This window comes from Salipaludibacillus sp. HK11, assembly GCF_047795645.1.
Lineage (GTDB): Bacteria > Bacillota > Bacilli > Bacillales > Salisediminibacteriaceae > Salipaludibacillus.
The window spans coordinates 4,356,838-4,380,825 of the sequence record NZ_CP181045.1 but is presented as its reverse complement, the minus strand read 5'-3'; the positions used below and the strand labels follow the sequence as shown (position 1 = coordinate 4,380,825).

General features: G+C 36.7%; 22 protein-coding genes and 2 riboswitches. Of the genes, 2 read left to right on the top strand and 20 right to left on the bottom strand.

Going from position 1 to position 23,988, the window contains the following annotated elements; translation table 11 throughout:
* Positions 1–17: 17 nt before the first annotated feature.
* Positions 18–203 (top strand): YfhD family protein, encoded by a 186-nt coding sequence (locus tag ACM26V_RS20800; RefSeq protein WP_416148684.1) that lies wholly within the window; start codon positions 18–20, stop codon positions 201–203.
* A gap of 143 nt (positions 204–346) precedes the next feature.
* Positions 347–1,072 carry a hypothetical protein gene (locus ACM26V_RS20795; RefSeq protein WP_416148683.1) on the top strand — a complete coding sequence of 242 codons (726 nt, stop codon included), beginning with the start codon at positions 347–349 and terminating at the stop codon, positions 1,070–1,072.
* A gap of 112 nt (positions 1,073–1,184) precedes the next feature.
* Here ACM26V_RS20795 and ACM26V_RS20790 read toward each other — a convergent pair whose 3' ends face one another.
* The 20 genes from ACM26V_RS20790 to ACM26V_RS20695 all read right to left on the bottom strand — a co-directional run bounded on the left by ACM26V_RS20790 (position 1,185) and on the right by ACM26V_RS20695 (position 23,950).
* The gene (locus tag ACM26V_RS20790) at positions 1,185–2,171 is read right to left on the bottom strand and encodes an N-acetylmuramoyl-L-alanine amidase (protein WP_416148682.1); all 987 of its coding nucleotides are present in this window, start codon (positions 2,169–2,171) and stop codon (positions 1,185–1,187) included.
* Between the two features lie 376 nt (positions 2,172–2,547).
* Positions 2,548–2,712, bottom strand: coding sequence for an anti-repressor SinI family protein (locus tag ACM26V_RS20785; RefSeq protein ID WP_416148681.1), 165 nt, complete (start codon positions 2,710–2,712; stop codon positions 2,548–2,550).
* A gap of 34 nt (positions 2,713–2,746) precedes the next feature.
* Positions 2,747–2,838: riboswitch (cyclic di-GMP riboswitch) on the bottom strand.
* Positions 2,839–3,074: 236 nt separating this feature from the next.
* On the bottom strand, positions 3,075–3,776 hold the full coding sequence (locus ACM26V_RS20780) for a response regulator transcription factor (RefSeq protein ID WP_416148680.1): 702 nt from the start codon (positions 3,774–3,776) through the stop codon (positions 3,075–3,077).
* 4 nt (positions 3,777–3,780) lie between these two features.
* Positions 3,781–7,107, bottom strand: a complete 3,327-nt coding sequence (locus ACM26V_RS20775; RefSeq protein ID WP_416151931.1) for an ATP-binding protein — start codon at positions 7,105–7,107, stop codon at positions 3,781–3,783.
* A 221-nt stretch (positions 7,108–7,328) separates the two neighbouring features.
* Positions 7,329–7,955, bottom strand: coding sequence for a YpjP family protein (locus tag ACM26V_RS20770; protein ID WP_416148679.1), 627 nt, complete (start codon positions 7,953–7,955; stop codon positions 7,329–7,331).
* A 191-nt stretch (positions 7,956–8,146) separates the two neighbouring features.
* Positions 8,147–8,377: a YozQ family protein gene (locus ACM26V_RS20765; protein WP_416148678.1), complete on the bottom strand. Its 231-nt coding sequence runs from the start codon at positions 8,375–8,377 to the stop codon at positions 8,147–8,149.
* A 264-nt stretch (positions 8,378–8,641) separates the two neighbouring features.
* Positions 8,642–9,907, bottom strand: a complete 1,266-nt coding sequence (locus ACM26V_RS20760) for a pyridoxal-phosphate-dependent aminotransferase family protein (protein WP_416148677.1) — start codon at positions 9,905–9,907, stop codon at positions 8,642–8,644.
* A gap of 20 nt (positions 9,908–9,927) precedes the next feature.
* Positions 9,928–11,178 (bottom strand): M20 family metallo-hydrolase, encoded by a 1,251-nt coding sequence (locus ACM26V_RS20755; protein WP_416148676.1) that lies wholly within the window; start codon positions 11,176–11,178, stop codon positions 9,928–9,930.
* A 208-nt stretch (positions 11,179–11,386) separates the two neighbouring features.
* Positions 11,387–12,202, bottom strand: coding sequence for a creatininase family protein (locus tag ACM26V_RS20750; RefSeq protein WP_416148675.1), 816 nt, complete (start codon positions 12,200–12,202; stop codon positions 11,387–11,389).
* 108 nt (positions 12,203–12,310) lie between these two features.
* Positions 12,311–13,384 (bottom strand): ABC transporter substrate-binding protein, encoded by a 1,074-nt coding sequence (locus ACM26V_RS20745; RefSeq protein ID WP_416148674.1) that lies wholly within the window; start codon positions 13,382–13,384, stop codon positions 12,311–12,313.
* Between the two features lie 54 nt (positions 13,385–13,438).
* On the bottom strand, positions 13,439–14,740 hold the full coding sequence (locus ACM26V_RS20740) for an amidohydrolase family protein (RefSeq protein WP_416148673.1): 1,302 nt from the start codon (positions 14,738–14,740) through the stop codon (positions 13,439–13,441).
* 24 nt (positions 14,741–14,764) lie between these two features.
* Complete coding sequence (locus ACM26V_RS20735; protein WP_416148672.1) at positions 14,765–15,625, bottom strand: ABC transporter permease; 861 nt, start codon at positions 15,623–15,625, stop codon at positions 14,765–14,767.
* An 84-nt stretch (positions 15,626–15,709) separates the two neighbouring features.
* Entirely contained in the window at positions 15,710–17,041 is a 1,332-nt protein-coding gene (locus ACM26V_RS20730; RefSeq protein ID WP_416148671.1) for an FAD-binding oxidoreductase, read from the bottom strand.
* A 16-nt stretch (positions 17,042–17,057) separates the two neighbouring features.
* Positions 17,058–17,828 carry an ABC transporter ATP-binding protein gene (locus ACM26V_RS20725; protein ID WP_416148670.1) on the bottom strand — a complete coding sequence of 257 codons (771 nt, stop codon included), beginning with the start codon at positions 17,826–17,828 and terminating at the stop codon, positions 17,058–17,060.
* A gap of 52 nt (positions 17,829–17,880) precedes the next feature.
* Complete coding sequence (locus ACM26V_RS20720) at positions 17,881–19,155, bottom strand: amidohydrolase family protein (RefSeq protein ID WP_416148669.1); 1,275 nt, start codon at positions 19,153–19,155, stop codon at positions 17,881–17,883.
* Positions 19,156–19,180: 25 nt separating this feature from the next.
* The gene (gene uraH, locus ACM26V_RS20715) at positions 19,181–19,600 is read right to left on the bottom strand and encodes a hydroxyisourate hydrolase (protein WP_416148668.1); all 420 of its coding nucleotides are present in this window, start codon (positions 19,598–19,600) and stop codon (positions 19,181–19,183) included.
* 87 nt (positions 19,601–19,687) lie between these two features.
* Complete coding sequence (uraD, locus tag ACM26V_RS20710) at positions 19,688–20,212, bottom strand: 2-oxo-4-hydroxy-4-carboxy-5-ureidoimidazoline decarboxylase (protein WP_416148667.1); 525 nt, start codon at positions 20,210–20,212, stop codon at positions 19,688–19,690.
* A gap of 445 nt (positions 20,213–20,657) precedes the next feature.
* Positions 20,658–21,995, bottom strand: a complete 1,338-nt coding sequence (locus ACM26V_RS20705) for a 5'-deoxyadenosine deaminase (protein WP_416148666.1) — start codon at positions 21,993–21,995, stop codon at positions 20,658–20,660.
* An 89-nt stretch (positions 21,996–22,084) separates the two neighbouring features.
* Positions 22,085–22,185: riboswitch (purine riboswitch) on the bottom strand.
* Between the two features lie 41 nt (positions 22,186–22,226).
* The gene (locus tag ACM26V_RS20700) at positions 22,227–22,850 is read right to left on the bottom strand and encodes a nucleotidyltransferase family protein (protein ID WP_416148665.1); all 624 of its coding nucleotides are present in this window, start codon (positions 22,848–22,850) and stop codon (positions 22,227–22,229) included.
* 23 nt (positions 22,851–22,873) lie between these two features.
* Positions 22,874–23,950, bottom strand: coding sequence for an XdhC family protein (locus ACM26V_RS20695; protein WP_416148664.1), 1,077 nt, complete (start codon positions 23,948–23,950; stop codon positions 22,874–22,876).
* Positions 23,951–23,988 lie beyond the last annotated feature (38 nt).

Below are 23,988 nucleotides of genomic sequence, written 5' to 3'. Positions count from 1 at the left end.
TGAAAGGAGTTGTTTTTATGGGAAGTACAAGAAATCGTCGCCCCCGTGATAAAAATAAAAAATCGTTACCTCAGACACCAAAAAAAGATATCGCTACAGATAATTCTCCAGATTTGGAAATAGCAAAAGAGATGGACGATCTCTATGAACTACATGCAAGACCTGGGTACAGTCCAACAGAAGTTGAACGGAAAAAAACATAATCCACTAAGAACACTAGGATTGCACTTACCAACCCTAGTGTTTTCCCACGTAATCGCAAACCTTTAGAATAAATAAGTATTTCCCTCCATAGTTTACCTATATATAGGAAACCATAGAAGCTATTACGGCTGAAGGAGATTTCATGATGTCTATTGATGCCTTTATTATCGGGGGAGCATTCATCGCCATCCATTTACTAGCAAACGAATTTATACCTGATGACCGTATACAACGGTTACGATGGTTCTCTTTTTCAGGAGGACTTGCTGTTTCTTATGTCTTTGTTTATGTGCTCCCTACATTACATAAAGAACAGGATATTGCTAAAAGTTATACAAATACTTTAACGATGGAGTCGGAATTATATTTTGTTGGTTTGTTAGGCCTTCTCCTTTTCTACGGTATTCAAAAAATTGTGAGGAAAAAACAAAATCTGAACTACGAAAAAGCTAGGTCATTATTTTGGATGCAGATCAGTTTTTTTACGATTTATAATATGCTTGTTTCTTACACGGTCCTTTCTCATAAAGTTGCGGGGATACAAGCTGTTTTTTATGGACTTGCGGTTGGTCTTCATTTTATTGCAATTGCCCATGATTTATGGATCGAATACGGGGATCTTTATAATAAAATTGGGAGGTATGTTCTTGTTTGTGGAATTTTGGCTGGCTGGTACATTGGAATGAAGGTTACATTGCCTGCGTTGGTCCAAGCAATTATTTTTGCATTCATTTCAGGGGCAATGATCTTAAATGTTTTAAAATATGAGCTACCTCCTGACCAAGAAGCACACTATCCAACTTTTGCATTCGGCGTCGTCTCCTATACAGTAGTGACGATGTCATTGAAATACTTTTTTCAATGGTAATATAAAGTCACAGAAGCACTAGTGGATAATTTATATTTTTTTGTTCAACCTTAAAAGACATTCTCTCCTGTATTGAGGAGAAAATGCCTTTTAAATAAAAAGTGTCTCTTTATCAGCTAAATAAAGCTGTAAAAGTTTCTTGCCCAGCAATTCCATCGATCTTAATTCCTTGCGCTCGTTGAAATCTCCTTACCGCACTCTCGGTTTTCGGGCCGAATATTCCATCAATTGAACCTGGAGAGAATCCTTTACCTAAGAGTGTAGCCTGTAGAACCCAGGTAATATTTCCTCTTGCTCCTCTCCTTACATTAACAACTGCACCTCTCGTATTTGGGCCCCAAATTCCATCTACGACAAGCCTCCGATTAAATTGTTTGTTTAATTCCGTTTGTAACCCTTTTAACAAAGTTCCTTGTGTTTCAGGTCCGTAAATATTATCAACGGCAATCGAAAGGGCATATCTATCATTTAACGTTGATTGAATCTGACTGATTTCCCCTGATGGTGGAGAACCTTCTTCATCTGATCCGTTTGTCTCATCCGTCCCACTTTCAGTTCCATTCCCTTTTAGATTATAAATCGAAACAAGCCCATTGGTATGTCCTTTGGCTATCGCTTCCAAAAAATCGCTGTCTTTAAGCTTCGCAGCTTCAGCAGCATTATCAATAAATAGATTTTCTGTTAAAATTGCAGGCATGTTTGTACGACGGAGCACCGCAAAATTGGCGCTTTTTCTACCTCGATCTCTCACCCCTATTTGGGCAATAATCTCCGAATGCATAATTGATTGATTCGATCGCGTTTGTGACTTGACATTTCCATTCCAAATATACGATTCAAATCCAGTTCCACCAGCAGCATTCACATGAACAGAAATAAAATAATCTGCTCCCCAGGAATTCGCCAAAGTAGCTCGATTTGATAGTGAAATAAATCGATCATCTTCTCGACTCATCCTCACTTCCACATCGTTAAATCGATTTAACTGTCGTCTAATCCGTCTAGATATATCCAACACAAGATCTTTCTCTCTCAACCCATTCCCTATTGCTCCTGGATCATCTCCACCATGACCAGGATCTATAAAAATCTTAACCATAAACTTCTCCTCCTTTATTTGCAGAAAGCAATTGAGTAAGTTCGACTAGTCCCCTATTTACTTGTACTCCCTAGAAAAAACCTCCCCTTATCCACTATATAATGCGTTGTTAGCTCGAAACGTTTGGACAAGTGAAGGATATTTGTTAAAAATCATCATCTGCTTGCCAATTTTTGAGTTATTCAGCAACCTGCTTAAGATAAATCCTCAATAAATTAGTTTTTTTGGTTTTAATCCTTTAGCTAAGTTAAACATTCTTAAAGTAAAAAAAATACTGATCCATTTGGACCAGTAGCATACATGATTTACATTTATTTAATTGACGTTCATTCATGGAAAAAATGCAAACCTAAAAAAATACAGTACCAATAATAAATTATGACACATTCCCTTTTTGGTCATTCAAAACAATAAAACTTTTTTCACTTTTTCTGTGATTAAAAAATTGTAGAACATCCTCTGGAGTCATCCCTATCTCCCGAGCCTCTTCCATCAATTTTACCCATTCTTTGTCTAAGGTTGAGCCAAATGTATTTTCCATTGCTTCCCTAGACCTCCTTTCCCACAAGTACCTAATAGGCAGCCTGGCGATCATAGGCCTTTTTTTCAGACCGTTAGACCCATAGCTTTGCGCCACTGCTTTTAAGCAGGTTTGCCTTTTACTAGTAGGAAGATTTTAATCAAAGACAATGTGCTAATCGACGAAGTTACCATTGATATGTTTAAATTTTCTATCTTATTCAAGTGTACTCTTCCATCCCTAGAATTCCTTCACCTGTCAACCTGTCTAAATTTTAATATACAGGGCAAAGGTTAAATCTAAGTTAAATAAAGGGAAAAAAATGATTCTTTTTTTAAATTAGTATTAAAAATATACTAACCATAGAATAGCCACCTACAATGCTAGTTAACATCTTGAAACTTATAACCAAACCCACGCACCGTCTTAATATGAGACGGATGAGCTGGATCTTTCTCAATTTTCTTTCGCAAATTACGAATGTGGACGGAGACTGTTTTCAAATCTCCAAATTGGTCAATACCCCAAATTTGATTATAAATCTGTTCTGAACTAAACACTTGGTTAGGGTTCTTTAGAAATAGCAAGAGCAATTGGAGTTCCTTTGCATACAATGAAACGAGTTTATTATTAACAAACACTTCAAAGCTATTTAAATTTACAGATATTTCGCCCGATTGTAAGACTCGGGTACTCTTCACCTCACCGAAAGACTGTAACCCATTTCGACGTAAATTTGCCTTTATGCGGGCCTCTAATTCAGCAAGGTCAAACGGTTTCGTAATATAATCATCTCCGCCTGCATTGAGGCCTTTCACTTTATCAGTCGAAGATCTCTTACAACTCATGAAAATAATCGGAACATTTGTTATTAATCTAATTTTCTCACAAACTTCAAACCCTTCCATTCCAGGTAAAAGAATGTCCAATAATACTAATTCTGGTTGTTGTTCTGGGATTATATTTAAGGCATTTATCCCATTCTCAGCTGTAAAAACGAGATATCCTTTTTTTTGTAAATATAATGAAGTCAATTCACGAATGTCATCATCGTCTTCTACAATTAATATTTTCTCTGGATTCACTTACTCACACCCCTTCGTTTTTCACTGAATCTTTGAAAACAACTGGCAACGAGACAAAAAAAGAAGTCCCTGTTTCCGCTGAACTTTCAACCCATATTTCGCCTTTATGATATTCAATAATTTCTTTCGTTATCGCTAAACCTAACCCTGTCCCACTATCACCAGAATAATTGCTCCCTTTATAAAATCGTTCAAATATGTGGGGCAATGTCGATTGATCGATGCCAATTCCGTTATCCTTTACCTCAATAACTACCATACCATCAAACTCAAACGTTTTATTGTTTCGCTTATTTTTTGATACCTCCGCTGAAATCGTGATCACTCCACCAGAGGAAGTGTGTTTGATCGCATTAGAGATCAAATTAGAAAAAACCTGATCCATTCTCTCAATATCAATAAGGAGAATAGTTGTATCCACTCTATGTAGATAGTTTACATTCGTTTTTATAAGATTTATATTACTTTGATTCACTTCTAATTCAAATCTGTTATACACATCTAATAGCCATGGTTCAAGTTCAATATTTTCAATATTTAATCTCATTTTTCCAGATTCAAACTTTACAAGGTCAAACAAATCATTAATAAGACGATCTAATAATTTCACCTTATTTTCTACAATATTTAAGTATTTCAAGTTGCCAGCATCAATGTATCCTTCCTTAACCGTTTGCACGTAGCCTTGTAAAAACGTGATAGGCGTTCCTAATTCATGAGAAATATTCGATAGTAAATGAACTCTACCTTTTTCCATGTCAATTAATTCTTGATTTGATTCGATTAATTGCTCATTTCTCTCTGCTAATTCTTTCGTTCTCGCATCCACTTTATCTTCTAGATCATTATTTAAGTTTTTTAATTTGATATTTATATTTTTTAACTCCTCCGCTCTGTCTTTAATTTCTTTATCAGCCTGCTTTAATCGGATCAACGTCTTAGTTCGAGACAATAACTCTCTTTTATCTGAAGGCTTCGCTAAATAATCATTTGCTCCTACCTCAAACGCAGTAATACGATCTTCTACTTGATTTTTCGCTGTTAACATTAACACTGGTAACTCTGACAATGAATATTTTTCTCGTAACCTTTGACAAACTTTATATCCCGATATTTTAGGCATCATCACATCTAACATGACTAGATCATATGTACGACCTTCCTCGATCAATTCCAATGCCTCATCCCCATCACTCGTTGTATCAACCTGATACCCTTCTAAAGAAAGATAATTAATCAATACTTGTTGATTCACTGGGTCGTCGTCTGCCACTAAAATCGTTGCCTTTTTTTCTGACGAAGTATGTGGCTTTCTGCTAGAAAAAAATGATGTACTAATTGATTCATTTAGAAACAACTCTTCAGGATTTATTACTTCTGAAGTTGATACAGATTCATTGAAAAGTGGTAACGTAAACATAAATGTCGAACCTTTTCCCACTTCTGACTCCACGAGAACTTGTCCATTCTGTAATTCCACAAGACGCTTTGTAACATTTAAGCCAATTCCTGTTCCATCCTCTTGTTCTGATTTGTATCGCCCACGATAAAAAGGAAGAAAAATTGTCTCAATATATTTTTTAGGTATCCCTATGCCTGTATCTTGGACATATACTTTCAAATATTGATCTTTCTGAACAGCTCGAATTGTAATCTCTCCATTTTTTGTGTATTTAATGCCATTTCCAATAAGGTTATATAGAATTTGCTGTAACCTGTTTTCATCAGCTAAAACGGGCGGAAGGTGTTGATTCACCTTATTAATCACTTTAATATCTTTCCCTTTCACAAGCGTTTGGCAAATCGTCACAACAACATCTGTCACTTCTTTTACATGCACCTTCTTCAATTTAAGTTCCATATCATTATTATTTAATTTCGAAAAATCGAGAATATCATTAACCAAATGATTGAGCCTTTTACCACTAACGATAATCATTGACAAGTTATATTTAAGCAAGTCATCGAGCTTTCCTGAAGCGCCATCGTACATTGATTCCGCAATTCCAATGATCCCATTTAATGGTGTTTTCAATTCATGGGAAGTAACAGTGAGAAATTCATCCTTCAATTTGTCTGTTTTTTTCAAATTTTCGAGAATTTTTTGCTGACTTTCAATTAACTCCTGCTCTGCTTTTTCTTTTTCGTACCGCATCGTATTAATTTTATCAGCTAAAGCAAAGGAAAGTAGGACCAGTTCAACGGACGTTGTTATTTGCCAAGCATATTTTGTGATGAAAGTTAGCGGGATTGCCCCTGTGTCAGTCAAAATGGACACCACCACACCAATCACAAATATATGCCAAGCAGCGAAGAAATAACGGGCTGGACGAAAGCCTTGCTTTATACTCTTAAAAGCAACTGAAATAATAAATACAACAGAGGTAATTGAAGCAACTACAATAAGGTTCAAAGCAACTGAATAAGAAAAAAGTAATATAATTAATATTGCCACGTTTAACCCTATGATCAATTGTAGCCAATGAGCTGGACGTGAGAGTCTTTTTTTCATATCTAAGAAACTATTCGTAAACAATAAGGCTAAGATGTTTCCGCCGCACATAAAAAATATAATCGCACGATTGTTCCACCAAACAGCTTCTGGCCAAAAAAATTGATAGGCAACTCCCGTAAATGATAAATAAGTGAATAAATTAACAAGTATAAATAAAACGTAAAATAAATAACTGAAATGTCGCAATGAAAAATAGATAAATAAATTATAAATTGCCATCACTATAGCGAGTCCACATAATAATCCTATTATCACATAATCGATTTGAGTTTTTGCTATTAGCGCCTCTTGATTTCTTATCGTTAAAGGAAGTTGCATAGCCCCTTCTGTCTCAAAACGAAGGTAGTAGACTTGAACTTCATCTGTCAATTCACCTATTTGAAAAATAAAATTACGATTATCGATCTCACGTTGAGCAAACGGATAAAGATCTCCTGTTTCTCTTTCTTTTATTTCTTCATCGGAGGAGTAGGGATCATATAGTGTCACCACGTCCATTGTTGGATTGTCTAGTTCAAGAAACCAATTGTTATGATCAGAATGATTAATTACTTGGAAACGAACCCAATAAATAGTAGAGCTGTATCCGTAACTAGGAACGTCGCCGTCATTTTTTATAAACTCATTATCGAGATCTCCGGACATAATTTTTTCTATATCCCATTCGTTATTTTGATCTTCAAGTATTTCTATTTCACTATTTAATTCAATCGATTCGACTGAGTCTATTAATTCTATAGAGGAAGACGCTTCAGCAGTAGATCCTAAAATGAGAAAAAATAACATTATCGCCAAATAGCTGGTGACCATTTTCATTGCCACAACTGAACCTCCTCCACTCTCCACGTACCTTAGTAGTTCTATTATGCTAATATTCTGAATTAAATTCAAATATTTCTCACTATTTTAGTTAAATTTACAGTCAGATCATATTTCAATAGTTACTTAGTAGGAGCTGCGGAACATTCAGATTAAAACATTAAAGTTCAAAAAACTAAAAAAAGAATGTACATCATTTGTACATTCTTTCTGTTTAGTTATGACATCCACTTTGGTGGTGTATTTTTATCCCAGTAAATATCACCAATCGAGTGGTGTTCTTCGTAGTTGTCATCACGCAAGTGGTAATGAAAGTTAAACCAATAACCTTCTTTGGGGCGAAGGTCACGCCGGACATGGAACCTTGCCACATCCTGTTTCGACTGATTATCATATATATTAAAAATCTTTTCACCATTTACGGAAGTCTTTTGCTCATTTATTTTTAAATAAGGAAACTCTTCTTCATCTATATCATCCAAAATGCCTGTGATAACTTCTTCCATACCGGGAAATACTTCCGCCATGAAATCGTCTTCAACTTTATTTGCTATTCGGGGACCCAGTTTAGAAAATGTCTGTTCTCTTGCTTGCTCAGTAAATAAATGAATATAGTCTTCACTAGATTCAAAACCGGAAAAGTCTTCGTCCGAATCGGAAAGGGTAGAATCAGATTCTTCTACATCAGCAAAAGAAAGCTCTTTTTCCTGTACACCATCACTTCCTGGAAAGATATTATCGTTCTCATCTTCTGCGTTTGCATCCATATATGTGGGTGGAATATACATCCCTAATGTCATTATCGTAATTAATACAGCCGAGACTTTCTTAAACCAAAGTTTCATCTGGATCCCTCCTCTTCTTTTCCGACCTATTTATTCTTTATTCTATTTTATCATGTCAAGCAGAAAAGTCTATCATTCTATTGCATTGTAAATAAAGTGTAATATATTGAAATATCTTTTTGATCCCTACAGATAAAAGGCACCGACAATTTGTCCGATGCCATCCATAGTTATGTCTTTACTAAGGAAGTTTATTCACCCTTTTTTGTGAGATTTTCTCCCTCATGACTTATCAAGTTTCCTTCTTCGTCTACTTTATCAATTTTCCCATCAATTGTACCTTCAGTGAAAGTATCAGAAACCTGTTCATGTGTAACAGCCAACCCTTTAGATTGATCATCAGATTTTTCATAATCAGAAGGTTGATAATTTCTAACTTCTTTATTTCCATTTTCTTTCTTACCTCGTTTTCTCTCATCCATAGCAGCCTCTCCTTTGAATTTTTATGCCCATCGCACTTAAAAATTTTTTGATTGGTAAGCTTCTCAGCACAATCAAGCATTCATTATTGTTTGTAAAACAAGGACATTTATGTATTTCAAAGTTAAAGTAATTTCTATGCTCCTCCAAAAAAACACCGAATACTCTGCAGCCGAAAAATTACTTTTCAACTGCAGAGTATTCGGTGTTCCTATCCCCTTCGAAGCAATCATTTTAATGAATCTACACCTAATTTCCATACACATTCAGCCCTGAACAATCTCCGCTTTCATTTCCCTCTCTTGATATACATCCATAGCAGCCTGCACTCCGTGACCTTTATTTACATTTGCATCGTGTCTAATGAGGACCGCTTCGAGAGCTGATAAAGTCAACAAAATATTTCTCTTTTGGCAGCTGTATCCCATCGTTCCTATTCGCAATATTTTTCCATGTAATGGTCCGAATGAACTTGCTATTTCAATACCGAACTCTTGGAGCAACATCGACCTCACCGATTCACCGTCAACTTTTTCTGGAATCAGCACACACGTCACCGTCGGTAGTTTTACTGTAGGATCACCAAATAATGACAGACCCATTGCTTGTAAACCAGCAACAAGCGCCTGTTCATTCATTCGATGACGATCGAAACGGTTTTGTAACCCTTCATTTAAAATAATACGAAGGCCTTCATATAACCCGTATACCATAGAAGTTGCTTCTGTATGATGATTCAATCTTGCTGGCCCCCAATAATCCTGAAGCTGGCTTAAATCTAAATAATTACTTCTAATTCTTCTATCAATTTTCGAAGAATTGCCCTTATTTTCTGAAGGAGAAACGAGTCCTCTTTCAATTGACTTTCGCTCTTTTAGGATCTTTTCAATACGATGATTATAAGTTAGCGGCGCCATTCCTGAAGGGACAGACAAACATTTTTGTGTTCCCGTAATTAAACCATCAATTTTCCACTCATCTGTTTTCACTTCGGTACCCGCTACCGTTGCTACAGCGTCCACGATGAATAAAGCATCCATCTCCCGACATGCATGACCAATTTCCTTTAAAGGTTGCATACGACCAGTCGATGTATCACCATGAACCATTGTGACAACTTTTGGCTGTATCTTTTTAATTTCAGCTATAACTTCCTCTGGTTCAAATACTTTTCCCCATTCACATTCGATGAGGTGTACATCAGCTCCACATCTCTCAGCTATTTCTGTTAATAAATAACCAAAACGGCCAAAACACGGGATAAGAACACGATCTCCTTCCTCGATCACGCTACAAAGCATCGCTTCTATCCCAGCTCTTGAAGTGCCGTCAACTGGAAATGCCCAGTGGTTGTCGGTTTGCAGCACTTTACGTAACGAAACCATCGTTTCATTCATAATATGTGTAAAACTTGGATCAAACTGGCCTAAAATAGATGATGACATTGCCCTTAATACACTTGGTTCTGCTTCAACAGGTCCTGGTGTCATAATTGTTCTGGCTGGAATTGTTAGTGCTTGAGTCTGTTGCATTAGGCCACACTCCTTTGCTGTTATTTCGCTAGCTTTATTAGTGATTGAAACAATAATGCTGTACCATCAGCACAATCCTCTCTACTTGACCATTCCTTTGGATTATGGCTCATACCGTCTTTCGATCGAACAAAAATCATTCCCATTTCCGTGATCTCCGACATGATCAAGGAATCATGCCCCGCTCCACACTGCAATTTTTTGACTGGGAAATTTAGGTGGATACACGCTTCTTCCAAAGACTTCACAATATCTGGTGAACAAGACGTGGGATCTACCTCTTTCTTCACATCAATGTGCCATTCTATCATTCGCTTTTCACAACTTTTACTAACAGATTGATATATTTCTTTCACCATTTTACTGCGTTCCATTTTATTGACATGTCTAAGATCAATTGTAAATGAAGCTTTCCCCGGAATAATATTTACTCCACCAGGTTCAACCTTTACATAACCCACAGTCCCAACTCCACCATGACATTGCGCGATTTTTTCGACTTCAATCATCACTTCTGCCATCGCAATAGAAGCATCTTTCCTCATCGTCATTGGTGTCGCACCTGCATGATCAGCATCACCCACTAACGTAACATCAAGCCAGACTGGACCTTGAATATCTGTGACAATCCCAACAGATAAATCACTCTCTTCCAAAACTTTCGCTTGCTCAATATGCATTTCAATGTATGCTTTTATTTCTTCAGGTTTACGAATCGCTTCCTTATATTTCGTTGGATCTAGTTTAGCATGTAAAAATGCTTCCCTATAAGAAACCCCACTTTTATCTTTTAATTCAAACGTCTCTTCCTTCAATACACCCGCCATCGCTTTACTACCAATATATCCTGTACCAAATCTCGAACCCTCTTCATCCGTGAACGAAACAACTTCAATTGAATGTTTCAATTTCATATTTGCTTCTTTAATAGTACGAACAGCTTCTATCGCTCCAAGTACCCCCAAAGAACCATCAAATCTTCCGCCATGAAAAACAGTATCTGTATGTGAGCCGACCATCACCGAGGAGGCCAATGGATCCGTTCCAAGTAATTTCCCGATCACGTTGCCCACTGCATCCATTCGCACCTCCAATCCGATATCTTTCATTAGTTGAATGATATATTGCTTCGCCTCTAACTCTTCTTTTGTTAAGGATAGTCTTGTTACGCCTTCTTCTTTATTCGGACTAGCTCCTATCTCAGCTAATTCCATTAATGTTTTCCACAACCGGTGTTCATTAATTTTAGAAGTTACGATCAATGCACTCACTCCTTTCTATCTACTTGTATTGTAAGAAAAAAAACGAGGAAATACATCATATAAAGTATCTAAAAAAGACGGTTATTATTATATATAATCACTAAAATAGAGCTTCCTTTTACAATGTTGACAACGAGGCAGACACCGCATTAGCATTGAAGGAAGCTCTATATTATTTTATTAGCAGTTTTATATTTTTTACTTTTTTTCAGATTACTTAATCTTCTAACAACTGTTCAATTTCAAATTCTGCCATTTCTTTCAATGCTATTGCCATTTCTTCAGCAGACCGGATAAACACTATTTCCCCTTTTTTAGGTGTTGCTTTTGTTGCATTTCCTGCTATTCCACTTTTTGATAGATCATTTATCTTCCACGCAATTCTAACTTTCCCCTTTAAACTTAAATAGTCGAACTCTTTTAATGGAGGAAATTCTGCCGTTAAATATTCTTCACGAACCCATGACGGCTTTACCGCCATTATCATTGATGTTTCAACATCACCGCCGTGAATACCCCACTTCAATTCTTCTTCCGTGAAAATATCACTTTTATCTGCCGAACCTGATGATGTAATAAATACCATCATTTCTGTTTCAATATGAATTTCACGCGCTACCATATTCAGCAAATCAATATTTCCTCCATGAGAATTAAATAAGACTAGTCTTCTAAATCCACTCCTTGACAAACTCCTTGCAATGTCGATGATGACTCCTTGTAAATTTGCAGATGATAAGGAGATCGTTCCAGGAAAATCTAAATGTTCATTACTTTTCCCATATGATAGCGGTGGAATTAACCAAATGTTACTGTCTGGAGTAAGATATTCCATCGTTTTTGTTATGGAAGCCTCTCCTATTAATGAATCGGTCATTAATGGCAAGTGAGAGCCATGCTGTTCAACAGCACCAATCGGTAAAACAATAAGTGCATTTTCTTTATCCATTTCTTGAACTTCTTTAAAACTTAATCTAGGTAAAAAATATTCTTCCCATGCATTTCCTTCATAGCGAGTAAACAATACTTCCACTCCTTCTCTAGTAATTTAATGTAAAGCAAGATTAAATAATCTTTCATTCTACTTTTGATTAAAAAGCAACGGGGGAACTTCCTCCCTCGCTGCCTTTCGTTCAATCTCTTAGTTCCCTGGTAAAAATTCTGTCGTAAACGCTTCTGTCACATCTTGCTGCTCACTAATTAATTCAAGGTTATATAAAATTTCCATTATATTCTGCCAGCGTTCTTCCGTCATGTAACCTACACCGTACTCTTCGGCATCATATCCGTATACAAGTGGTTGCATTGCCACAGCACTATATTCCAGTTGTTCCGTGGACATTTCAGGGTTGTATTCTTGGATAAACGGAATCACTTCTTCATGATGTTCTTCATAGTATTCCCATCCTTTAATGGAAGCTTCTACATACGCGCGGACAACTTCAGGTTGCTCCTCTATCATCTCTTCGGTTGTGAATAATAAATTCCCATATACTTCATATCCTGAATCGCCATTTAATAACCAATCAACTTCTATGCCTTCCTTTTCAAGGTTAAAAGGTTCTGAAGTCATATACGATTGTGAAACTGCTTCTTCATTTTGCATAAATGTTGTACTATCACCCGTATATGCAAACTCATTTACATCAAGATCAAATTCTGCTTTCATAAATTCAAAATATGAAGCCCCAGCACCAACATAGACATCACGACCATTTAAATCCTCGAAATCTTCAATATCTTGCCCTTTATGAAACATCAATGCCTGTGGACTTTGCTGAAATATTCCTGCAATTGCCACCAAAGGAATTCCTTCTTCTCTCGATAAAATGATTTCATCTGTGGACCCCATTCCAAAATCAACTTGACCCGAGGCAACTAGCTGCACGTTTGAAATACCGCCCCCACCTGCTTGAATTGTCATGTCTAGACCCGCATCTTCGTAGAAACCTTCCATATGCGCCGCAAATTGTCCACCTTGTTCCGCTTGGGCATACCAGTTTGTTAACTGCTCAACTTCAATGAGTTCTTCTGATCCATCATTTTCTTCATTTTGATTATCATTCATTTCATCATTCGTCTCTCCATTTTCACTTGATTCTGCGACTGCTTCTTCATTTGAATTACCACAAGCAACTACCACTATAGATATCAGAATAGTCAGAATTAAAATAATAAACTTGTCCCATTTCACATTCTGTTTTATCTTATTCATTATATTTTCCCCTCTCATATTTAGTTCTTTTCAATTTTTGAATAAATAATATTCTTAATACCAAATTTGTTGTTGTTTCGTAATACAAACCCAATGATCTTTATTAAAGACCGATCTACCTACAGGAGTCCATGAAAATAAGTCGTTTACACTTGTAGCATCATATACTGTAAATGAAACTGATTTTTCTCTTTCTATCCCATAGTAATCTTCCAATCCTAACAGCTCAGCCGGGACCTCGGTGATCATCCTAACTGTATTTAATTTATCTTTTTCACTATTCATATGTGATGCATACGTGGATAACTTTCCTATTTCAATTAGATCGCCTTTCCCAAAGGGATGAAAAGGATCTTGAATATTATCACTTGCTACTGCTATCTTCACACCTGCTTCCCTTAATTCCTTCACTCGAGTAACCCCACGTCGAATGAGTCCATTATCCTGTCTTCCTTGCAAGTACATATTCGCACCAGGCAAGGTAATCACATTTAATTTCGCATCTGCTATGTTTCGAATTGTCGTTTCTGCTTTTTCCTGATCCATTGCAGAAAGAGAACATAAATGACCTACATTTACATTTCCCTCAAATCCAAACTGAATCGTTTGTCTAGCGATTTCATTAACTGTTTCGACTGTAGGATCATCACTTTCATCTGAGTGCAAGTCAATCGGTTTCCCATGTTTTTCAGCGAGTTCAAACATTTGTTTAATATTTTGTTTAGGATTATCAGATAAGTGTGGAGCACCTCCAATTCCGTCCAAACCAAGCCTAAGTCCTTCTTCAAGTATTTCTAAGCATTTTTTGGATAACTGCGTGAAGTCACACATTGGAAAAAATTGCAGTTGAGCAAGATCTTTCATTTCTTCCTTTATTTCTAACGCGGCGTCAAATGTTCTTTTTGCAATCTCACCGTCGTCGATCACCGGAAAATCTAGGTGAGACCTGAGAGCCATAGTTCCAAATGAGAGCGCATGTTTCACGGTCTTTTCCATTCTCTTCTTAATCATTTCTTTTGAGAAAGTAGGAGCAGAACTTCTGAAATTCTTAATCGCTTCTAACAATGTACCTGATTCGTTACCTATCTGATCAATCGTAAAAGCTTTATCAAGATGTACATGTGCATCGATTAATCCAGGAAGAATAATTTTCCTATTCACATCCCATTTTTGAACCGATTTGTAACTTAGTGTAGAATTTGGCGCATCGACTTCATCCAGATTAACAAACGAAGGATCGCGAATATAGTGATCTTGAATTTCTACCATTGTCCACTTACCTTTTGAAGCCTTTAATGATAGCAATTTTTCACTATTTACGATTGGTATATATGCATTGATCATGTGCAGCTCCAATGCTACTCCCCCTCTCGTTTCAAGTTAATCTTGCATTTCTGATTCATGCCAAGAACTTAATAGTAGCTTTGATATAAAATTGATAATTAAGAAAAAACCAATACCTAACACAGATGCAGCCAATCCACACGCAAACAGATAAGCTGTTTGAATATTACTAGAAGCTACCGTTATTGCGTAACCTAGTCCACCTGCACCGCCACCTATTCCTGCGATATACTCTCCTGCTATAACGCCGATCGTTGCTAATGTACATGAAATTTTCAGACCTGCAACAATATAAGGTAAAGCCGCCGGAAGTCTTAATCTCCACATCGTTTGAAACTTCGAAGCATTGTATAGCGAAAACAAATCTCTAAGGTTGCTATCTGTCGAGTTCAATCCTACGAGTGTATTCGACAGCATCGGAAAGAATCCAATTAGAAACGCTATGATCACAATCGCATTGGTACCTGCCCCAAACCAGATAACTATTATTGGAGCTACGGCAATGATTGGAATCGTCTGTAACAATACAACATAAGGATAAAATGCTCTTTCAACAATTTTTGATGATGAGAGTAAAATTGCTCCTGAGATACCTAGAACAACACTCATCACAAAACCCATTAAAGCCGAAGTAATCGTAGTGTAAACAGCATTCATTAAATTTTCAAAGTTATTTACTGTTGCCTCATAGATATCTGTTGGCGCTGGTAAGATGTAATGTGCAATTCCTGATACTATCGTGAAAAGTTCCCATCCTCCAAGAAAAACAACTAACACTAGCAAGGGTAATGCTATCTTTTTCATTAGTGAAAAAGATATTTTCTGAATATCAAAAGTTATTTTCTTCTCATTTACAGGATCTGCACCTTCCGATATCGTCGGATTTTTCATAGACATGCCATTCACTCCTTTCAATTTAGATCAGCTTATTGACACATTTTCTTTATTTCCTTGCTCCAATTCACACCACAATAGTTTAAATCACTTCAATACAACACTTATTTTACCTGGATTCAATAAATTCAATGGATCATTGATTTTCTTTTGTTCAATAATTTTTTCAAAATATCCATTTCTATCACGCGGCAATAAAAATGTGTGTGGATCGTTCACACTTACTCCGATTGATTCTAAATAGTGGATAATTTCATATAGTCTTTCTTTGCTTTTGTATTGAATAATCGGCAAAGATCCTAACCTAAATTCTCCTGCTCCTAGCATCCATTCCACGTGAATAAATACTTCACCTGGAAATTTATTCTTAATATTCTGAATTTGATCTTGGTAATGTGTCATTGAAAATCCACACTGTAAATAAGTTATTGTTGGATCGTATTTTAATCCCCATAGCGTCGTATGATTCCATGTGAAATCAGATAAACCTAACTGTTTATGATAAGCCTCTGCTGCAATAACATGAGCGACACTACCATCAATTTCTTCTGCCATTTCTTTCAACTTCGTGATGTTCCCTTCTTCTATTTCCAATAAAGCAATGGACTTATCTTCATCAAAATATGTGGACAATGGAACAAAATATTTTGTAATAGGAGGTTCAGATCCACTAACCAATCTTTTACGAATCGAAGGATCTTTTGATAATCTTTCTGTAAAAAGCAACATATTTTCTAAATTGTCAAATTGAACAATCGCTTGCTCCCATTCCACTTTTGGAGCTATTTTCATTTTTAATTGAACCATAATTCCACTGGTTCCGTAATTATGAATATAGCCTGTTAAATCTTCACCTTTAACAACTAATCGTCTAGGTTTTTCTTCCATCGTATAGATGACTGCTTCGATAAGATTTCCGTCCCAGACACTCCCCCAAGTAATCGAACCTATTCCACCACTTCCACCAGAAAAGAATCCCCCAGCAGTCGCTTTTACATAGGTACTCGGATAAATACATAATTCTTGTCCTTCGTTTCTAAGTTTTTTCTCCAATGTCCCTAACTTTACCCCACATTGAACATCCACAAATCCATCTCTAATATCAATGATTTTATTTAGTCCACTTAAATCTAACAAGATTCCTCCGTCTAACGGAACGGCCTGTCCATAATTACCTGTGCCTGCCCCACGAGTGGTTACTGGTATTTCATGCTTGTACGCAAAACGAAGTATTTGTTCGACTTCCTCTTCCGTAGTTGGTTTAGCCACGCCGTCTGCAACCTTATCCTTTAATTCCTCATCTAACACTGGCGAATACCAAAAATAATCTTTCGATAGTTTCGATCTCGTTTTTGCATCAACGACAAAAACTTTGTCCCCAACCAAATTTTCCATTTCTTTTTCCCAATTAATTAGCATGTTCTCAGCTCCTCTGTTAGTGATCTAGCACTTTCGATACTTCTCCGATTAAATCTCCGAACTCTGGAGTCGTTCGAAAACCGTCTTCTCTTGGATATGAAAAAGGAACATCAATATTGGCAGAGATCTTACCAGGTCCTGGGGTCATGACAACGACTTTAGATGATAGATAGACAGCTTCAAACACATTGTGTGTAATAAATAAAACGGTCATACTACTATCTTTTTGCCATATATTCAGCAACTCTTTTTGAAGAGATTGTCGTGTTATTTCATCTAACGCACCGAATGGTTCATCCATTAAGAGTAATCTTGGTCTAGTTACCAATGCTCTCGCAATCGATACTCGCATCTTCATACCACCTGACAATTGTCGTGGTAACATTTCTTTAGATTGCGGTAAACCAACCAATTCTAATACCCTTTCCGCTTCTTTATAGCGTTCTTGTTTTGAGACTCCTCTTAGTTGAAGGGGTAAAGCAACGTTATCAATGACGGTTAACCAAGGTAATAAGGTATGGTCTTGGAATACAAAAGCTACTTCGTTTTGCTTTCTAGCCTCGTTAGCAGATTTACCAAAAATCTCAATTTCACCATCTGTGTAATTTTCTAACCCTGTAATCATTTTAAAAATCGTTGATTTCCCACAGCCGGAAGGTCCAACAAAGCAAAAGAATTCACCTTCTGTAATCTCTAAATTAACATCCTTAACCGCAATTGTTCCGTTAGGAAAAACTTTACTCAAATTACTCATATTCACCAATAAATTTTTCGTTTTTACAGCCATAGGATTCACCTCGTTAAATAATAGTTGATATTGCTCGTTTTAATTTGCCGTATTATAGTTCCGATGTGGTTTGAGAAAACATGATAGTTTTTTCCGGGATTGTTTCTGATACAATCTCCCCTCCACGAATCACATATCTAGGAGTAGGTACTCTTCGGATTATGTCGTGTTCATCCGTTCCTTTTATAAGTAAGAAACTCGCAGGATGACATACATTAATTCCATAATTTGAAAGACCTAATACCTTTGCTGCATTATAAGTAATCATGTTTAAGCCGTCTTTAAAGTCTTGCTGCCCTGTCATATGAGCAAGATGTAACAACATATTAACTGCCGTCAACATCGAACCTGTTCCGAAAGGATAAAAAGGGCTCATAAAGTCATCATGTGCACAAGCTACATTCACTCCACAAGCATTTAACTCTTTCACTCTTGTAATTCCTCTTCCTTTTGGATAAGAATCTAATCGACCCTGCATTACTGTATTAATTAACGGACAAGTAACCACATTCACTTTAGATGCAACTAGTAAATTCAAAAGCTTCTGAACATAGGCATCGTTATAATAATTCATCGCATTCACATGACTCACTGACACTCTTTCATATAATCTCGTTTCAATTGCTAACGCAGCTACTGTCTCAATAAATTTTGAGTCAGGATCATCTGTCTCATCGCAAAAAATGTGAACAAAAACATTCTTCTCTATTGCCATAGCAAAGCAAATGGCTAGCGACTCTTGTCCTTTTTCATTCGTATCTTCTAAATGCGGTACAGCGCTAATACCATCAACACCAAGTTCCAATGCTTTTTCAAGTTGTTGAACACCTATTTCCGATGAAACAATCCCATTCTGCGGAAATGCGATAAGCTGAATATCAATCGTGCTAGCTACTTCTTTCTTAACTTTCAATAACGCCCGTAAACCTAGTAAACTAGGAGAAGAGACGTCGATCATCACTCTAATGGAAAGAACTCCCTTTGCAATCATTTGATAAATCACATTTCTCGCCCGATCAATCACATCTTCTTCTGTCATCGATTGTCGATAATCATTCCATAATTGAATCCCCTCATACAAGGTTCCTGATTCATTTGCGATATCTTGATACGTGAGTGCTGTATCTAGATGAATGTGTGTCTCTATGAATGGAGGAACAATGACGTGTCCGCTTCCATCAATCATCGTTTCAGCTGTATCATTTATCTTTCCTATTTTCTTAATCTCACCATGAAGGCAACCGACATCGAACGTTCCTTCTCCATGCAGGTATCTTACATTTTTCACTAGAAGATCGTACATGGTACCACCCCATTCCTCATTCACAGCAGCCTATTCATTCAATTATTTATCAGCTTCCTCGATACGTGCTATATCCTCCAGGAGCAATCAATAACGGCACATGATAATGCTCTAACTTATTTGCTATCCCGAAACTGATAGGTACGACATTCAAAAAAGGAGGATTGTCCTGAATAATTCCCATCTCATCGAAGTATGCAGCAACATGAAATAGTAATTCGTAACGACCACTTTCCAGTGCTTCTCCTTCAAGTAGTGGTTGATTTAACCTTCCTTGTCCATTGGTTTTTTCTTCACATATTTTTACAAATTCTTCGGTAGGTGAATGGTATTTCCACAATTCAACAAGTAATCCTATTGCTGGTTTACCAATGCTAGTATCCAATACATGAGTGGTCAGTTTTCCAGTCATATTAGTACACTCCTTCAAGCGATTTGGTAGATGATCATCTATAAATAAGTCTTTCATTCCAAGATACAATGCGTTATTGAGTCAAACAATACCTCGCTTAATCGCGACTTCATTCTCTCACTCCTTATCATTTTATTTTAAGAATTAACTACCCATTTTCCCTGTCTTTTTATTAATGATCATATCTGTTAATCTAAATTTTGCGATTTTACTCACTTCATATAAAGCCGTTTCCATCTCGCTTTCGTAACTGTTAAATTGCCTTTTCTTCATTTGAACTAAAATTTTATCTTTACTCTGTCCCTTCACAGCCATAATAAATGGAAAACCAAAGTTAGTTACATACTTTTTATTTAATGTTGAAAATTCTAGATATTCATCTTTCGATAACGCTGCTAATCCCACCCCTTGTTGCTCTTGTCTAGATGCTTCTGAAACCGCAAGTTTCGTTCCAAGATCAGGATGTGCACGAAGCAATGATAATTGTAAAGAGGTATTTGCTTCAATCATCTCATGTGTCATATTAAAGTGTAATTGTTCTAAACTATCAAAAGGGTGATGTTTCCAAGACAATTCTGCCACCCATGGGGAATCTTCAAATACTGTGCCAATTGTTCTCACGAATTCCGATTGATGCATTTCGTTAATTTCGTTCATGGTATACATCATCTGCACCTCTCTTTTCTTTAACTATTCATTAATACTAATGATTTTATCTTTACGGTAAACCTATCTTTTGTTGAAGTTATTTTGTCTTTTCGATAATCTCATTTTATATAGTCTGATACCTAAACGTCATTGTACATAATAACTGAATTTTTCGAATATTATTAGTGGCGCGGACTAAGCTTATTGAACCTCAAATAAATCTTTCGCGTAATAATTACCGTTAATTCCCTGGTATATATTTGGGAAATGACATGTTCCCAAAGAAGAAAGCGATGTCACCCAAAAAAACAAACGAGAGATAATCTAACACATATACAGTTAGATTTCCTCTCGCTATATTCGACATCTTTGTAAAGAAGTACGTGCGATGTTAATAATAAAATAAAATTCTGGTTGCTCTTAAACTATTCAGTCTTTTTAGTACCACTTCTCCCCCTCTCATCTATCATCTTATTTCTGGGATCCTATTAATGAGACGCCGAATAGATTTATTCGATTCTTTTAAAACAATCTCTTTGTTTAATGTTTTGATAATTCTATTTTCCATGACGACTTTTCCATTAATTACTGTAGTCTCTACATCTGCTCGTGTACTAGAGTAAACAATACGAGAAATCGTATCTACGTCATAGGATGGATACATGTGAAAATCATTCAAATTCATAATCACTAAATCTGCTTTTTTCCCAATTTCTAAACTCCCAATATCATTTTCCATCCCCATCGCCTTAGCTCCACCAATCGTTGCCATTCTGAACACCGTTTTGGCATCCATTGCGGTCGGTCCATGAACAGGTTTGTGAATCAGTGCAGCTAATCTCATCTCGTTAAGCATGTCTAAATTATTATTGCAAGGTGCCCCATCTGCACCTAAACTTACACAAACATGCGCATCCAGCAAACTGGGTATCTCTGCCAAACCAGAAGCAAGCTTTAAATTAGAACCTGGGCAATGTGTGACATTTACGCGTTTCTTCTGGATAATTTGTTTTTCTGCTTCATTTAACCAAACGCAGTGAGCTAGAATCAATCGTTCATTAGCTAAACCAAGATGATCGAGATATTCAATATTTTTCATTCCCGTTTCTGTTTCAACAATCTCAATTTCTCCTCTGTTTTCAGAAGCATGTGTGTGGACATAAGTTTGATGTTTTTCTGATAGTCTACTAACTTCCTTTAATAATTCCTCTGTACAAGAAACGACAAATCGTGGCGAAAAGGCATAATTTATTCTACCTCCATCTTTCTTATCCCACTTCTCAAGTAAATCAACGCTTTGCTGAAGCGAGTCTTGCGTTTTCTCCTGCAACTTCTTTGGAACTTCATTTCCTTTATCCATCATCACCTTGCCAGACAAGGCACGCATTCCTGTCTGTTCAATTGCTTGAAACGCAAAATCAGTATGATGGACCGTTTCCATATCGACGATCGAAGTCGTTCCGCTCTGAATCAGTTCCCCCATTCCTAGGAGGGCTGAATAATAAATTGACTCTTCATCATGTGCTGCTTCTAACGGCCAAATTCGCTTCTTCAGCCAATCCATCAGTTCCAAATCATCCCCTTTTCCGCGAAAAATCGTTTGACATAGATGAATATGTGTTTGAATAAACCCTGGGATAACGACTCGATTTGTTGCATCAATTACTTTGTCAGCATGAGGATAATTTAAATTCTTACCGATATTTTTAATTATGTCATTCTCTATATAAATATCACCGATAAACTGTTCATCATTTTCGTTCATCGTAATAATCTCTGCATTTTTTATGAATAAAGTTGTCATGAACGTCGCTCCAATCTCGCTTGAAATTTTACTTTCCGAAAACTTTTATTCAGCTTACCTACAACAAAAAACTACGAAGAAGGCACATGCTAAAGAAGCACCTTTTTCGTAGTTAGGAATTTTATGGCCCCTAATAGAAACCCTCAAACCATATTATTGAGGTTATACGAATCATTCATTCACGTGTTTAATTACTATTATTTTAATCTAAAATATTTTCTCGTGCGACAACTATGTCAGAAAATGAGACATCCTTTTTGCATCTGCTAAATCTGACGGTGTATCCACATCTACAAAAACAAAAGGGTCATCCACTTGATACGAATGTTGCTTAGCATATTTCATAAGTTGAACCCCTCCCCGATCTCCGGATAAATCCGACATTGGAAGACAATGAATATTCCCCCAATAGACAGGGTGACCAGGCGTCCCTTTGTAAAAAGGTCTAATTACAAATGAATCATTTACTTGCTTCAATTGATTTTTTCCAATACTAATAATCGACGAGATGGTTGCTTCATCAATAAATGGTTGGTCACCGAGGAAAACAGTTGCAGCTGATATCGATTCAGGTACTGCAGATAATCCTGCTAACAAAGAAGTACTTTGACCTTTAAGAAAGTTAGGGTTATATATCCATTCAACACGGTCAGAATGAATCGATATCGCCCCTTTAATTTCTTCCGCACAATACCCGAGTATGATAATCACTCTTTTAAACGGGTGTCTCATCACTTGGTTTATAACCCTTTCAAGAATATATTGTCCTTCTAATTGGATTAATTGTTTTGCCTCCCCCATTCTGGATGATGTTCCTGCTGCAAGAATGAGCGCATATCCAGCTGTTTTACTCATAGAAAAACCTCTCATTTCATCGATTACATGACGACTAATTTTTCCTTCCTATGAAGGTTTCTAGTGTTCCTAGTTTTAATAAGCTCAGCAATGACACTGATACTAATTTCTTCTGGTCCCTCTGCCTCAATATCGATTCCAATCGGAGAATGAAGCCAACTTGGAATATCCTTTCCATTAAGCAGTTTCTTCGTACGTCTCGTTGGACCAAGAATACCTAGATATGCCAATTGCTCTTTCATAGATAGGAGTGATGTTAACAAGAAGCGATCTTTCGAAAAACTATGAGTCATAATCAGAATATAGCTATTTCGCTTTAAAACATAATTCTCCATAAACGTTTCTGGATGTTCGCAAACACAAGCACTGGCGTCAGGAAATATTTCTTTTCGATTCCTGCTCACTCTAGGGTCAACAATAATCGTTGAAAAGTTAAATTCTGCCGCTCTCTTTACGAGTGGTTCTACATCACGGCCTGCACCAAACAAATAAAGAGTATTTTTCGGTTCATACACTTCAAATAACAAAGAGTTATCCACTTTTTCCTGATCGAGATATGCAAACTTCTCGCCAGATCTGATAAACTGCCGATGAGCTACTTCCATATCGTTTGATCTTGATAAGGACGAAATCCCTTGAATACATTCCCCATCCTCTTTGAAAAAGAACGAATCTCCACTCTGTGTATTGTCGCCTACAAACCTTATCGACACAATTTCTTTCCCTTTTTCTAATTCTTCAAGAACGAAAGACCACCCTTTTTCAACAGAGTCCTTCTTCCAATTTAACGGTTCTAGATATATCGTAACTTTTCCGTTACATCCCGCTCCTTGGCCCCAGCCAAGATCATCTTCAGCACGTAAATCATACGAAATGATTTGCGTTTGCTTTGATTCCATCACCTCTTGCGCTTTAAGCGATAAATCTTCTTCCAAACAGCCGCCGCTTATTAATCCAAACTCTTCACCGGTTTCAGAAATCAACATTTTAGCTCCTTCATGTCGGTAAGCAGAGCCGTCAACTCGAATCACTGTAGCTAGGACAAACATTTGATTGGGACGTTCTTTTACAATATGAAGGAATTTATGCTGATCTTTCAATAGAACACCCTCCTTATGATACCTTTTCAATGGACTAC

Coding starts and splice junctions, on each gene's coding strand:
- ACM26V_RS20760 (WP_416148677.1), bottom strand. CDS start 9,907: ATGCAACAGACTCAAGCACTAACAATTCCAGCCAGAACAATTATGACA.
- ACM26V_RS20795 (WP_416148683.1), top strand. CDS start 347: ATGATGTCTATTGATGCCTTTATTATCGGGGGAGCATTCATCGCCATC.
- ACM26V_RS20770 (WP_416148679.1), bottom strand. CDS start 7,955: ATGAAACTTTGGTTTAAGAAAGTCTCGGCTGTATTAATTACGATAATG.
- ACM26V_RS20765 (WP_416148678.1), bottom strand. CDS start 8,377: ATGGATGAGAGAAAACGAGGTAAGAAAGAAAATGGAAATAAAGAAGTT.
- uraD (WP_416148667.1), bottom strand. CDS start 20,212: ATGATGTATACCATGAACGAAATTAACGAAATGCATCAATCGGAATTC.
- ACM26V_RS20725 (WP_416148670.1), bottom strand. CDS start 17,828: ATGGCTGTAAAAACGAAAAATTTATTGGTGAATATGAGTAATTTGAGT.
- ACM26V_RS20700 (WP_416148665.1), bottom strand. CDS start 22,850: ATGAGTAAAACAGCTGGATATGCGCTCATTCTTGCAGCAGGAACATCA.
- ACM26V_RS20800 (WP_416148684.1), top strand. CDS start 18: ATGGGAAGTACAAGAAATCGTCGCCCCCGTGATAAAAATAAAAAATCG.
- ACM26V_RS20705 (WP_416148666.1), bottom strand. CDS start 21,995: ATGACAACTTTATTCATAAAAAATGCAGAGATTATTACGATGAACGAA.
- ACM26V_RS20785 (WP_416148681.1), bottom strand. CDS start 2,712: ATGGAAAATACATTTGGCTCAACCTTAGACAAAGAATGGGTAAAATTG.
- uraH (WP_416148668.1), bottom strand. CDS start 19,600: ATGAAAGACTTATTTATAGATGATCATCTACCAAATCGCTTGAAGGAG.
- ACM26V_RS20775 (WP_416151931.1), bottom strand. CDS start 7,107: ATGAAAATGGTCACCAGCTATTTGGCGATAATGTTATTTTTTCTCATT.
- ACM26V_RS20730 (WP_416148671.1), bottom strand. CDS start 17,041: ATGCTAATTAATTGGGAAAAAGAAATGGAAAATTTGGTTGGGGACAAA.
- ACM26V_RS20790 (WP_416148682.1), bottom strand. CDS start 2,171: ATGGTTAAGATTTTTATAGATCCTGGTCATGGTGGAGATGATCCAGGA.
- ACM26V_RS20735 (WP_416148672.1), bottom strand. CDS start 15,625: ATGTCTATGAAAAATCCGACGATATCGGAAGGTGCAGATCCTGTAAAT.
- ACM26V_RS20745 (WP_416148674.1), bottom strand. CDS start 13,384: ATGAATAAGATAAAACAGAATGTGAAATGGGACAAGTTTATTATTTTA.